Origin of the sequence: Frateuria soli, assembly GCF_021117385.1 — a bacterium.
GTDB classification, from domain to species: domain Bacteria; phylum Pseudomonadota; class Gammaproteobacteria; order Xanthomonadales; family Rhodanobacteraceae; genus Frateuria_A; species Frateuria_A soli.
Genome location: NZ_CP088252.1, coordinates 1,347,955 through 1,360,217, shown reverse-complemented (window position 1 = coordinate 1,360,217; position 12,263 = coordinate 1,347,955). Strand labels below are relative to the sequence as shown.

Below are 12,263 nucleotides of genomic sequence, written 5' to 3'. Positions count from 1 at the left end.
ATGGTCGTTTGGGCCCGGGACGACCCGCTGGCGGCAGTGCTCCGACGGTTCCACGATGCGCCCCATGCCAGGGTCTTGCATTGATGCAGGTCAGTGCCTGCTACGCGCGATCGCTGGTCGCGCCGGCTACAAGCCCGGAGTTCAGGCGGTTCGCAATCAGCGTGCGCCGATGCGAGTCCTCGCCCCGGCGACCGCGTCCACCGGGACGGCGGCTTCCTCCCGCATCGATGCCACCGCGCGCGTCTGCCGGCGCAGGCTCTCCCAACGGATCCAGCCGGCCGCCAGCGCCATGCCGCCGAAGGTCAGCGGTCCGCCGGGCCAGGAGTGGGACTTGAAGACGTTGATCCCGAAACTTGCGATCGCCAACAGCAGCACCGGTGTCCACCCGTGGCCCGCCCGCTTGAGCGAGATCGCGCCCGCCACCGCGCCGAACGACAGCGACAGGCGACCGATCAGGCCCATCAGCGGTGCATCGGTGAACCCCCTGCCGCCGAGCACGGGGTCGAACCACAAGGCATCGATCATGTCCCGCCACGCTTCCGGATCACCGGAAGCCTGCGCACCTTTCACCAGCAGGCCGATCACCAGCCCCGCGGCGGTGTCGAAGGAGGTGAACGCCACGGCAAATACGAACATGCCCGCCTTGCACAGCCAGGCGGCCCAGTCGCTGCGATCGCGTACCAGCATGGCCACAGAGAGCGCGGCGAGGGGAAACAATGGAATCTGCGCGTAATGCACCAGCATCCAGCGCTGCACGTCCAGGTCGAACAGGTCATGCGGGTGCGGGTGGAATATCTCGAGGATCGCCAGCACCAGCGGCGCGGCGACAACCATCGCGATGGCGGACCAGGGCCGTAGCACGATCGCGCTCATGGGTTGGCCCGGCCGGGCGTGCTGGACGGTAGGCATAGAGGCCACCCTATCCCGCCACCGGTCTACGTCATGTAGCGGCGATCGGGCAACGGTCGCGCCCGGTCAGGCTATGTACTGGCGACCGGGCGCACGGAGCCGCGGCGCTGCTAAAATCACCCGGCTGCGCCATCTGGCGCGCCATCAACTTCTTGGAGGACGCATGGGATTCCTGCACGGCAAGCGTGCCCTGATCGTCGGCATCGCCAGCCAGCGCTCGATCGCCTGGGGCATTGCCAACGCGATGCATCGTGAAGGCGCGCAACTGGCCTTCACCTATCAGAATGAGCGGCTGAAGGACCGCGTCGACGAGGCGGCCAATGCGTTCGGCTCGAATATCGTGCTGCCCTGCGACGTGGCGCAGGACGCCCAGATCGACCAGATGTACGCGGAGCTGGGCAAGCACTGGGACGGTTTCGACATCCTGGTGCACTCGGTCGGCTTCGCGCCGCGCGAGGCGCTGCAGGGTCAGTTCCTGGACAACCTCACGCGCGAGAACTTCACCATCGCGCACGACATCTCAAGCTACAGCCTGGCCGCGCTGGCCAAGGCAGCGCGCCCGATGATGGCCGGCCGCGGCGGCGCCATCCTCACCCTGACCTATCTGGGTGCCGAGCGCGCGCTCAACAACTACAACGTGATGGGCCTGGCCAAGGCCAGCCTGGAAGCGAACGTGCGCTACCTGGCCTTCAACCTCGGCCCGGAAGGTACCCGCGTCAACGCGATCTCGGCCGGCCCCATCAAGACCCTGGCCGCAGCGGGTATCTCCAATTTCCGCAAGATGCTCGACCACGTGGACGAGAACGCCCCGCTGCGCCGCAGCGTGACCATCGACGAGGTCGGCAACGTGGGCGCGTTCCTGTGCTCGGACCTGGCCTCGGGCATGACCGGCGAAATCACCTACGTGGACGCTGGCTACAACATCCTGGGCATGACCGGCATCTGAGCCTGGCGACATCGCAGGAAAAGGAAGCGGCCTTTGTGGCCGCTTTTTTTTTCGCCAGCGGCACCCCGGTGATTCCTGCGGACACCGGGAAAGGCAACGACAGGCGGCTGGCGGGAGCCCCCAAAACAAGAGAGGCGACCCGGAGGCCGCCTCTCTGGCTTACCCGAACGCGAAGCCTTACATGCGTTCCTTGGCGATCTTGATCTCGGTGTTCGCCTTCAGCGCGCCGATAAAGCCTTCGGTGGCGACGTTGCCATACGCGGCCAGCATGCTCTGGCGCAGCATCTTGCGCTGCTCGGGCGTCACCTTGGACAGATCGCCGTCCTGCACCTTGTCCACCGCCAGCAGCGCGTAGGCGCCCTCGGGCAGGGCAACGGTGGCGAACTGCGGCTTGCCGTCCTTCGGATGCGGAAGCAGGAACGCCTCGTCGCGCAGCTGCTCGGGCAATCCCTGCTGCACGCGCAATGCCTCCGGCACGCTTTGCACGGCAGCGCCGACCGAGGCGGCCACGGTATCCATCGACTCACCCTTCTGCAGGCGCGCCAGCAGGCCATCGGCACGCTGCTTGGCCGCCGCGGCGATGCGTTCGTCGAGGATGTCCTTCTCGATGGCGTCACGCACGTCGGCCAGCGGCTTCACCGCCGCGGGAACATGCTTGTCGACGTGGATCACCACGGAATGGTCGTTGCCCAGGTCGATCAGGCTGGAGTTGTTGCCCTGCACCAGCACGTCGTCGGAGAACGCTGCCTTGGCGACCTTCGGATCGGCGGCGATGCCGCTCTTGTCGCCCTCGCGGGTGAACAGGCCCGTGCTCTTGACCGGCAGATCCAGCGCCTGCGCGGCAGGCTCCAGCGAGCTCGGGTTCTGATAGGTCTTGTCGGCCAGCTTCCCGGCGACGTCGTTGTACTTGCGCTCGCGCTCGGCGGCGACAGCCTCCTGCTCGAGCTGACCGCGCACTTCCTCGAACGGCTTGGCCTGTCCGCTGCGGACATCGCGCAGCCAGATCACGTGGTAGCCCTCGTCCGAAAGCACCGGCTTGGAGATCTGCCCCTTCTGCAGCGCGAACATCGCGTCGTCGAAGGCCTTGGTCGTGACGCCCTGCTCCAGCCAGCCGAGGTCGCCGCCCTGGCGCCTGGAGCCTAGATCGGCCGAGTTCTGCTGCGCCAGTTTGGCGAAATTCTCCGGCGTGGCCTCGGCGGCGATCTTCTGCGCCTTGGCAAGCGCGGCCTTCTGCTGTTCCGGAGTGGCGTTCTTGGGGACATCCACCAGGATATGCGAGACCAACCGCTGCTCCGGTTGCACGAAGCGCTGCTTCTCGTCTTCGTAGCGCTTGCGCAAGTCTTCCTCGGTCGGCGGGTTATCCGCCTTGAGGTCGGCCGCATTCACCTCGATGTAGCGGATGGCCACCTGCTCGGGCTTCATGAATTCGGCCTGGTGCTGCTTGTAGTAGGCCTGGACCTGCTCGTCGGTCACCTTGCTGTCGGTCAACGCCGGGCGCGGCAGTACCGCGTAGCGCAGGTCGCGCCGCTGCAGGCGAAGGTTGAGGAACCGCTCCACCTCGTCCTCGGTGATGATGGTGCTGGCCATGAGCGCGTCGGGGATCAGGCTGATCGCCAGCGACGAGCGCACTTCGTTCTCGAACATCGCCGGCGTCTTGCGCTGGGCAGCGAGTACGGCCTTGTAGGTCGCCGCGTCGAACCGGCCGTTGACCTGGAAGGCCCGGATCGAAGCGATGGTGTCGCGTACCGCGGCATCGGAGACGCGCAGCCCCAGGTCGTCGTTGGCCTTGAGCAGCAACTGCTGGTCGACCATGGCCTCCAGCACACGCTCCTTCATCTCCGGCTGCTCGTACACGCTCGGATCGAACTGGTCGCCCATCTGCGCGCCGGCCTGCTGGCGCAACTCGTTCATGCGGTTCTGGAAATCCTGCTGGCTGATCTCCTGCTTGCCGACCTTTGCCACGAAGGTCTCGGTCTGGGCAGTGAAGTAGCCCTCGATGCCGAAGAAGGACATGGCGAACACCGCCACGCCCAGCACGACGATGGACGGCCAGCCGTGCATCTTGTCTCTCAACGACTGCAGCATGTGTGGATTCCCGCGATTCGAAGCCTTGCAAGAGGCAAAGCATAAATGACAAGGGCGCCACGCGGGCGCCCTTGGAACTACTGGCGGAGTGGACGGGACTCGAACCCGCGACCTCCGGCGTGACAGGCCAGCATTCTAACCGACTGAACTACCACTCCGCGATTCTGGTGGGTGCTGTAGGGATCGAACCTACGACCCTCGCCTTGTAAGGGCGACGCTCTACCGCTGAGCTAAGCACCCGAAACCGAGCGAGCTAGCCGCTCAGTTTAGGGCATCCTTGAGCGTCTTGCCAGCCTTGAACGCCGGCACCTTGGAAGCCTTGATCTTGATCGTCTCGTTGGTGCGCGGGTTGCGACCGGTGCGAGCGGCGCGCTTGCGCACGGTGAACGTGCCGAAGCCGACGACCGACACATCGTCGCCCTTCTTCAGCGCCTTCTGCACCGTCTCGAAGAACGCTTCGAGGGCACGGCCGGCGTCGGCCTTGGTCAGCTCGGCCTTTTCGGCGACGGCATTGATCAGATCGGTTTTATTCATTGAGACACTCCCTTAAACGGTTTGCTGCCCGCGTGATCGGTCTGGGACGAGAAAACACCGCCCATGAAATGGCATGTCCGGTATCCCCCCGCAACCCCGCATCGCCACGCCAAATGCACGGCGCTTTGACTGCGGTGCCGCCTTTATACCAGTGCGTCGCGGCGGTCCGCAATACAAGCAATACCAACGTTTCCGAGGGGGTCGATGCCAGCCGCGACCACTTGCAAACCGTCGCTGGAACGGCTATCGCGCGAAGCCATGCGCGAGGTTCTTCGTGAACGCAAAAAAAGCCGTCCGTGAGCGGACGGCCTTGGGGAAAAAGCCTTCAGGATCAGTGTGCGCGAGTACGATTCTCAGCCGATTCCTCCGCCGCCGGCTCGACCGGGGCGTGCTCCTCGCCGGCGCTTTCGACTGCCGGCTTGGCCGGACGCAGCGGATGCTCCAGCGCAATGTCGAGCACCTCGTCGATCCAGCGCACCGCGTGGATGTCCAGCGAGGAGGTGACGTTCGCCGGGATGTCGGCGAGATCCTTCTTGTTTTCCTCCGGGATGATCACCGTGGTGATACCGCCGCGATGCGCCGCAAGCAGCTTTTCCTTGAGACCGCCGATCGGCAGCACGCGACCGCGCAGGGTGATCTCGCCAGTCATCGCCACCTCCGAACGCACCGGCACCTTGGTCAATACCGAGACCAGCGCCGTGCACATGGCGATGCCCGCGCTCGGACCGTCCTTCGGGGTGGCGCCTTCGGGTACGTGGATGTGGACGTCCAGGTTCTGGTAGAAATCCGGGTCGATGCCCAACTGGTCCGCGCGTGCGCGTACCACCGACATCGCCGCCTGGATCGATTCCTTCATGACGTCACCGAGCTGGCCGGTATGCACCAGCCGGCCCTTGCCCTGGACCACCGAGGCTTCGATGCTGAGCAGGTCGCCGCCGACCGAGGTCCAGGCCAGGCCGGTAACCAGACCGACCTCGTTTTCCTGTTCGGCGCGACCAAAGTCGAAGCGCCGCACGCCAAGGTAATGCTCGATGTTCTCCGGCGTGACGGTGACCTGGGTGACGCCCTGCTTTTTCTTCTTCGTCGTGGATGCAGCCTTCGCGGCCGGTTTGGCCTTGGCCTGCTTGACCTGGCCCAGCGTGAGCTCCTTCACGACCTTGCGGCCGATCTTCGCGATCTCGCGCTCGAGGTTGCGCACGCCCGATTCGCGCGTGTAGTAGCGCACGATGTCGCGCACGGCCTCGGGATCGATGCTGAGCTCTTCCAGCTTCAGGCCGTTGGCCTTGAGCTGCTTGGGCAACAGGTAGCGCTGGGCGATCGCGAGCTTCTCATCCTCGGTATAGCCGGGAACGCGAATGACTTCCATGCGATCCAGCAGTGGTCCCGGGATGTTGAGCGAGTTGGCCGTGGCGATCCACATTACCTCGGAGAGATCCAGGTCGACCTCCAGGTAGTGATCGTTGAAAGCGTGGTTCTGTTCGGGGTCGAGCACCTCGAGCAGCGCCGAGGAGGGGTCGCCGCGGAAATCCATCGACATCTTGTCGATCTCGTCGAGCACGAACAACGGATTGCGGGTGCCTACCTTGTTGAGGTTCTGCACGATCCGTCCGGGCATCGAACCGATGTAGGTGCGCCGGTGACCACGAATTTCGGCCTCGTCGCGCACACCGCCCAGGCTCATGCGGATGAACTTGCGGTTGGTCGCCTTGGCGATCGACTGGCCAAGCGAGGTCTTGCCCACGCCCGGCGGACCGACCAGGCACAGGATCGGCCCCTTCATGGTGTTCACGCGCTGCTGCACGGCAAGGTATTCGAGGATGCGGTCCTTGACCTTCTCCAGCCCGAAGTGATCGGCATCGAGCACTTCCTGGGCCACGGCCAGGTCCTTGCGGACCTTGGTCTTCTTCTTCCAGGGCACGCCGATGAGCCAGTCGAGATAATTGCGCACCACCGTCGCTTCGGCCGACATCGGCGACATCTGCTTGAGCTTGGAAAGCTCCTGCTTTGCCTTGGCCAGCACCGGCTTGGGCATGCCGGCGTCCTCGATCTTCCTTTGCAGGTCCTCGATCTCGTTGACGCCCTCCTCGCCCTCGCCCAGTTCCTTCTGGATCGCCTTCATCTGCTCGTTGAGGTAGTACTCGCGCTGGCTCTTCTCCATCTGCGACTTGACCCGGCCGCGAATGCGTTTCTCCACCTGCTGCAGGTCCATCTCGCCATCGACCAGCCCGATCAGCAGCTCCAGGCGCTGCCCGACGTCGGCCGTTTCGAGCACTTTCTGCTTCTCGGCCATGCGGACGGTCAGGTGCGCGGCGATCGAATCGGCCAGGCGCGAGGGATCGTCGATACCCGACAGCGTCGCGAGCACCTCGGGCGGAAGCTTGCGGCTCTGCTTGACCAATTGCTCGAACAGCGAGACCAGCGTGCGCGAGATCACGTCCAGCTCGCGCTCCTTGGCGCTGTAGACCGGTTCGATCACGCGCGAACGGGCCATCAGCATGCCGGTCTCGCTGCGGTATTCCTCGACCGACACGCGCGCCTGGCCCTCGACCAGCACCTTGACGGTGCCATCGGGCAGCTTGAGCAACTGCAGCACGCCGGCGAGGGTGCCGATCTCATGCAGGTCGTCGGACGTGGGGTCGTCGATATCGGGGCTCTTTTGCGCCACCAGCAGGATCTGCCGCTCCCCTTCCATCGCGTGCTCGAGCGCGCGCATCGACTTGTCGCGTCCGACGAAAAGCGGAATGACCATGTGGGGGTAGACCACCACGTCGCGCAGCGGCAGCACGGGAAGTGCGTCGAGCGTGGCGCCGGTAGCGGTAACGGAGGCGTGTTTTGCCATCGAATAATCCCCGAGGTTTGTAAGGTTTACCTCGACACTGCGCCGAGGCCTCCAGCAGGTCAAGTGGAGTCGACCTGCGCCGCCGTCAAGTCACACACGACCGTTCCGATGGCTGCCCACGGTGGCTTGCAGTTTCCACGCCAAGGCTACGCAAGGCTCGCCCTTCCTGGTGAGAACCACGGCGCAATGCGTCCTGCGATGGCGCATTCGAAGCAGGCGCCTGCGTGCCTGCCGCCAAAAACAAGCGGCCCCGGCAATGGCCGGGGCCGCTGTTTTTTGACGCTTCGTGTCGATCAGGCGGCGTCGCCACCCTCACCTGCAACGCGTTGCTGTTGCAGGTTGCCGCGATAGATCAGATAGGGCTCGGCCTGCCCCTCGATCACCGCGTCGTCGACCACCACCTTGCTGACGTGTTCCAGCGAGGGAAGCTCGTACATGGTGTCCAGAAGCACCTGCTCCAGGATGGTGCGCAGGCCGCGGGCGCCGGTCTTGCGCTTGAGCGCCTTCTTGGCGATCGCCTGCAGGGCTTCCGGGCGGAACTCGAGCTCCACGCCTTCCATCTCGAACAGACGGCGGAACTGCTTGGTTACCGCGTTCTTCGGTTCGGTAAGGATCTTCACCAGCGCCGGCTCGTCGAGCTCGTCCAGCGTCGCCACGACCGGCAGACGGCCGACGAACTCCGGGATCAGGCCAAACTTGACCAGATCCGACGGCTCGACTTCCGCCAATACCTTGCCCAGGTTCTCGGTCCGCTCCTTGGAGCGGACCTCGGCCGAGAAACCGATGCCGGTGGTTTCGGAACGCTGCTGGATCACCTTCTCCAGACCCGCGAACGCGCCGCCGCAGATGAACAGGATGTTCTTGGTGTCCACCTGCAGGAACTCCTGCTGTGGATGCTTGCGCCCGCCCTGCGGCGGCACCGAGGCGAGCGTGCCCTCGATCAGCTTGAGCAGCGCCTGCTGCACGCCCTCGCCCGAGACGTCGCGGGTGATCGACGGGTTCTCGCTCTTGCGCGAGATCTTGTCGATCTCGTCGATATAGACGATGCCGGACTGCGCCTTGTCGACGTCGTAGTCGCACTTCTGCAGGAGCTTCTGGATGATGTTCTCGACATCCTCGCCCACGTAGCCCGCTTCGGTCAGCGTGGTGGCATCGGCGATGGTGAACGGTACGTTGAGCAGGCGCGCCAGCGTCTCGGCCAGCAGCGTCTTGCCCGAACCGGTCGGACCGATCAGGAGGATGTTGGACTTGCCGAGCTCGACCTCGTCGCTCTTCTGGCGCGATTCCATGCGCTTGTAGTGGTTGTACACGGCGACCGCCAGCGCCTTCTTGGCGCGGGTCTGGCCGACCACGTACTGGTCGAGGGTTTCCATGATCTCGCGGGGCTTGGGCAGATGGCTGCGTCCGGAGGCGGCCTTCTCCTCGAGCTCCTCGCGGATGATGTCGTTGCACAGCTCTACGCACTCGTCGCAGATGAACACGGACGGACCCGCGATCAGCTTGCGCACTTCGTGCTGGCTCTTGCCGCAGAAAGAGCAGTAGAGAATCTTGCCGCTGTCGTTGGAACGGCCCTGCCGCTCGTCGCTCATATCAGGTCCTGCCGTATTTCGGTTGCGTCGCGAGAATAGCATATGGCCCCGCGTCAGCCAGCGCCGACGCGGGGCCGTTTCCGTGAAGTGGATCGGCCGGGATCAGTGGGGCCGGCGTCAGGCCGACTTGACGGTTTCGACGCCGCGGCGGTCGAGCACCTGGTCGATCAGGCCATATTCCTTGGCCTCGACCGGGTTCATGAACCGGTCGCGCTCCATGTCCCGCTCGATCTTTTCCAGCGGCTGGCCGGTGTGGTCGACGTAGAGCTGGTTCAGCCGCTGGCGGATGTAGAGGATTTCGCGTGCCTGGATCTCGATGTCGGTGGCCTGGCCCTGCGCACCGCCGGAGGGCTGGTGGATCATGATGCGAGAGTTGGGCAACGAGAAACGCTTGCCCTTGGCACCGGCCATCAGGAGCAAAGAACCGGCGCTGCACGCCTGGCCGATGCACATGGTGCTGACGTCGGGCTTGATGAATTGCATGGTGTCGTAGATCGCCAGCCCCGCAGTGACCGCACCGCCCGGGCTGTTGATGTACAGGTGGATGTCCTTGTCGGGGTTCTCGGACTCCAGGAACAGCATCTGCGCGATCAGCACGTTGGCGACCTGGTCGTTGACCTCGCCCACCAGGAAGATCACCCGCTCCTTCAGCAGACGCGAGTAGATGTCGTAGGAGCGTTCGCCGCGAGCGGTCTGCTCGACGACGATCGGCACCAGGTTGAGGTTCTGGATCGGGGCCATGGCCATGCGTGCGTGTTCTCCGGAAGAGGCCCGCTCGGGCGGGCCTGATAATGGTGCCTGGCAGTGTCGCTCAGGCGCCGGCCGGGCGCATCACCTCGTCGAAGGCCAGGTGCTTTTCGGTGGTCTTGCCGTGCTCGGCCACCCACTCTGCCACCTGGTCTTCCATCACGCGGTTCTGCAGCCCAGACATCAATTGGGGGTCGGAGTTGTAGAGTTCAACGACCTTCTCCGGCTCTTCGTAGGTCGAGGCGATGGCGGCCAGTTGCTCGGCCACCCGCTTGCGGTCGATCTTGAGCTCCTGCTTGCGGGCGATCTCGCCCATCAGGAGGCCGGCAATGACACGCTTGCGAGCCATCGGCATGGCTGCCTCGATCAGCTGCTGCGGCGGCTGCTGGCCCCGCGGCACGCTGCCGGCGGCGAGGTTGCGCGCCTCGGACTGGATCATCAGGTTGGGTACTTCCAGCTCACCGTGCGCATCGGCCAGCTTTTCGGCGACCTCGGCCTTCAGGCGGCCCATCAGGGTGGCCTTGAGCTCGCGCTCGAGGTTGGCACGCACTTCCTTGCGGAAATTGTCCAGGTTGCCGTCGGCGATGCCGAACAGCTTGGCGAATTCCTCGTTCACCTCGGGCAGCTGCGGCGCCTGCACCTTGATGATCTTGAAGCTGACCTGGGCGGTCTTGCCGGCCAGCTGCGGATTGCCGAAGTCTTCCGGAAACGCGATCCCGGTCTCGAACTCGTCACCCGCCGTGCGGCCCGTGAGCGCCGTGTCCAGCGCCTTGAACAGCGTGCCCGAACCCAGCACGCTGCCGGCGCGTTCCAGGCCTTCGGCCGGGAACCGGTAGTCGCCCGCGGTGGCGGCGTATTCGAACATCACGAAGTCGCCCTCGGCCGAGGCGCGCTCGACCGGGTCGAAGCTGCGACGCTGCAGGCGCAGGGTTTCGATCATCTTCTCGATGTCGGCCTCGGTCACCTCGGCGACAGGACGGTTGATCTCGAGCGCCGCGACGTCGATCTCGGGGAACTCCGGCATCACCTCGAAGGTGGCGGTGTAGGCGATCTCGCCGTTCTCGGGCTTGCCCGTGGTGTCGATCGAGGGATTGGCGACCGGGCGCAGATTCTCCTTCTCGAAGGCCTCGCGCAGGGTGCTGCCGATCAGGTCGGACAGCACTTCGCCGCGCACCTGCGAGCCGAAGCGCTGCTGGATCACGGTTGCCGGCACCTTGCCCGGGCGGAAGCCCTTCAGGCGCACTGTGCGCCCCATCTCCGCGATGCGCGCGCTGACCTGCGACTCCAACTGGTCCGCCGGGAACCGCACCGTGAGCTTGCGCTCGAGCTTGCCGACGTTCTCAACCGAAAACTGCATGACGACTCCTGGTGACTCTCGTGATGGGCCGGCGTGCGGGCCGGCCTTGCAGAAACTGATAAGGGAATGGTGCGAAAGGAGGGACTCGAACCCTCACGGGGGCTACCCGCCAGAACCTAAATCTGGTGCGTCTACCAGTTCCGCCACTTTCGCATCGCGCCCGCGGAGGGAAGCGGCGGAATCCAGAAGGAATTCGGCCCAAGCACCCCGCCCGCTAAGTCGATGATTCCCTTGCGCCAAAGCAGGGCATTTTACGGTTGCGCGGCAGGACAGCACAAGCATGAGGAGACCTCGGCCGGCACGCCCGGCCTCTGCCCCCCTGCTCCGGCCAGGAACGGCCCGGGACGCGGGGGACGATAGCTTGCCGAAAGATGCATCGAAGCGGGGAACAGGAGATTGTTTCCCGCGAGCCGCGGCTTCACGCCGTCCCGATGCCAGGAAAAAAGGTGCGTAAAAAAACAGGCGCCCGGTTTCCCGAGCGCCTGTCCGTATTGGTGGGCCGTGTAGGATTCGAACCTACGACCAATTGATTAAGAGTCAACTGCTCTACCAGCTGAGCTAACGGCCCGTCTTACTGATTTTAATGGGGTGAGCGATGGGATTCGAACCCACGACATCCGGAATCACAATCCGGGACTCTAACCAGCTGAGCTACGCCCACCATAAAACAATGAATCTGGCGCGCCCGACAGGAATCGAACCTGCAACCGTCGGCTTAGAAGGCCGATGCTCTATCCGGTTGAGCTACAGGCGCATGTTCGAAGCATAACGCCTGCTGGTCGGGGCAGAGGGATTCGAACCCCCGACATCCAGCTCCCAAAGCTGGCGCTCTACCAGACTGAGCTATACCCCGTAGCAGATCCGTGGAACGCGTTTCGCGTTCCGGAGCCCTCGAATGCTACGGGCGACGCTTCACCTCGTCAATCCGTATCCAGCGCACCGGAGATCCTTTCCGGTCCCACCCGCGCCCTCGGCGCCGATGGACAAGTCATGTTGCGAACGACATGACCTGCAGTAAAAGTGGCGCGCCCGGAGAGATTCGAACTCCCGACCACCAAGTTCGTAGCCTGGTACTCTATCCAACTGAGCTACGGGCGCGCGGTGAAACTGGTTTGCCGTGGCACCCGTCGCGAAGCGATGGGTGCCGAAGCAAGAAGCGGAATTATTCAGATTGCACGCCGCTGCGTCAACACCTTTTTCAAAAAATCTTCGCCTTTTCTGCTGCGGAGATTTCGGTTCCGTTACCGCCACCCGCAC

At 64.3% G+C, this 12,263-nt stretch carries 8 protein-coding genes and 8 tRNA genes; 1 reads left to right on the top strand and 15 read right to left on the bottom strand.

Annotation, left to right across the window (positions count from 1 at the left end; translation table 11 throughout):
- Positions 1 to 156: 156 nt before the first annotated feature.
- Complete coding sequence (locus tag LQ771_RS06295; RefSeq protein WP_231351499.1) at positions 157 to 873, bottom strand: hypothetical protein; 717 nt, start codon at positions 871 to 873, stop codon at positions 157 to 159.
- Between the two features lie 199 nt (positions 874 to 1,072).
- Here LQ771_RS06295 and LQ771_RS06290 point away from each other — a divergent pair, with 199 nt between their 5' ends.
- Complete coding sequence (locus LQ771_RS06290) at positions 1,073 to 1,855, top strand: enoyl-ACP reductase FabI (protein WP_231351498.1); 783 nt, start codon at positions 1,073 to 1,075, stop codon at positions 1,853 to 1,855.
- Between the two features lie 177 nt (positions 1,856 to 2,032).
- On the opposite strand, the gene LQ771_RS06285 is transcribed toward LQ771_RS06290, so the two are convergent.
- From LQ771_RS06285 to LQ771_RS06220, 14 genes are all read right to left on the bottom strand, one after another.
- Positions 2,033 to 3,940 (bottom strand): SurA N-terminal domain-containing protein, encoded by a 1,908-nt coding sequence (locus tag LQ771_RS06285; protein WP_231351497.1) that lies wholly within the window; start codon positions 3,938 to 3,940, stop codon positions 2,033 to 2,035.
- An 81-nt stretch (positions 3,941 to 4,021) separates the two neighbouring features.
- Positions 4,022 to 4,098 (bottom strand) — tRNA-Asp (locus LQ771_RS06280).
- 7 nt (positions 4,099 to 4,105) lie between these two features.
- Positions 4,106 to 4,180: transfer RNA gene (locus tag LQ771_RS06275), tRNA-Val, on the bottom strand.
- A 21-nt stretch (positions 4,181 to 4,201) separates the two neighbouring features.
- The gene (locus LQ771_RS06270) at positions 4,202 to 4,474 is read right to left on the bottom strand and encodes an HU family DNA-binding protein (protein ID WP_209623098.1); all 273 of its coding nucleotides are present in this window, start codon (positions 4,472 to 4,474) and stop codon (positions 4,202 to 4,204) included.
- 331 nt (positions 4,475 to 4,805) lie between these two features.
- Positions 4,806 to 7,313, bottom strand: coding sequence for an endopeptidase La (gene lon / locus LQ771_RS06265; RefSeq protein WP_231351496.1), 2,508 nt, complete (start codon positions 7,311 to 7,313; stop codon positions 4,806 to 4,808).
- A 293-nt stretch (positions 7,314 to 7,606) separates the two neighbouring features.
- On the bottom strand, positions 7,607 to 8,902 hold the full coding sequence (clpX, locus tag LQ771_RS06260) for an ATP-dependent Clp protease ATP-binding subunit ClpX (RefSeq protein ID WP_231351495.1): 1,296 nt from the start codon (positions 8,900 to 8,902) through the stop codon (positions 7,607 to 7,609).
- A gap of 117 nt (positions 8,903 to 9,019) precedes the next feature.
- Positions 9,020 to 9,649, bottom strand: a complete 630-nt coding sequence (gene clpP / locus LQ771_RS06255) for an ATP-dependent Clp endopeptidase proteolytic subunit ClpP (RefSeq protein WP_231351494.1) — start codon at positions 9,647 to 9,649, stop codon at positions 9,020 to 9,022.
- 64 nt (positions 9,650 to 9,713) lie between these two features.
- A complete protein-coding gene (gene tig / locus LQ771_RS06250; RefSeq protein ID WP_231351493.1) occupies positions 9,714 to 11,006 on the bottom strand; it encodes a trigger factor in 1,293 nt (430 codons plus the stop codon).
- Between the two features lie 67 nt (positions 11,007 to 11,073).
- Positions 11,074 to 11,159 (bottom strand) — tRNA-Leu (locus tag LQ771_RS06245).
- Positions 11,160 to 11,498: 339 nt separating this feature from the next.
- A tRNA-Lys gene (locus LQ771_RS06240) sits at positions 11,499 to 11,574 on the bottom strand.
- A 16-nt stretch (positions 11,575 to 11,590) separates the two neighbouring features.
- Positions 11,591 to 11,667: transfer RNA gene (locus LQ771_RS06235), tRNA-His, on the bottom strand.
- A gap of 16 nt (positions 11,668 to 11,683) precedes the next feature.
- A tRNA-Arg gene (locus LQ771_RS06230) sits at positions 11,684 to 11,760 on the bottom strand.
- Between the two features lie 22 nt (positions 11,761 to 11,782).
- Positions 11,783 to 11,859: transfer RNA gene (locus tag LQ771_RS06225), tRNA-Pro, on the bottom strand.
- Between the two features lie 168 nt (positions 11,860 to 12,027).
- Positions 12,028 to 12,104: transfer RNA gene (locus LQ771_RS06220), tRNA-Arg, on the bottom strand.
- Between the last annotated feature and the right edge of the window lie 159 nt (positions 12,105 to 12,263).

What these genes read in the sequence shown, in the direction of transcription:
- LQ771_RS06295 (WP_231351499.1), bottom strand. Translation starts at nt 873, where the DNA reads ATGAGCGCGATCGTGCTACGGCCCTGGTCCGCCATCGCGATGGTTGTC.
- LQ771_RS06290 (WP_231351498.1), top strand. Translation starts at nt 1,073, where the DNA reads ATGGGATTCCTGCACGGCAAGCGTGCCCTGATCGTCGGCATCGCCAGC.
- LQ771_RS06285 (WP_231351497.1), bottom strand. Translation starts at nt 3,940, where the DNA reads ATGCTGCAGTCGTTGAGAGACAAGATGCACGGCTGGCCGTCCATCGTC.
- LQ771_RS06270 (WP_209623098.1), bottom strand. Translation starts at nt 4,474, where the DNA reads ATGAATAAAACCGATCTGATCAATGCCGTCGCCGAAAAGGCCGAGCTG.
- lon (WP_231351496.1), bottom strand. Translation starts at nt 7,313, where the DNA reads ATGGCAAAACACGCCTCCGTTACCGCTACCGGCGCCACGCTCGACGCA.
- clpX (WP_231351495.1), bottom strand. Translation starts at nt 8,902, where the DNA reads ATGAGCGACGAGCGGCAGGGCCGTTCCAACGACAGCGGCAAGATTCTC.
- clpP (WP_231351494.1), bottom strand. Translation starts at nt 9,649, where the DNA reads ATGGCCATGGCCCCGATCCAGAACCTCAACCTGGTGCCGATCGTCGTC.
- tig (WP_231351493.1), bottom strand. Translation starts at nt 11,006, where the DNA reads ATGCAGTTTTCGGTTGAGAACGTCGGCAAGCTCGAGCGCAAGCTCACG.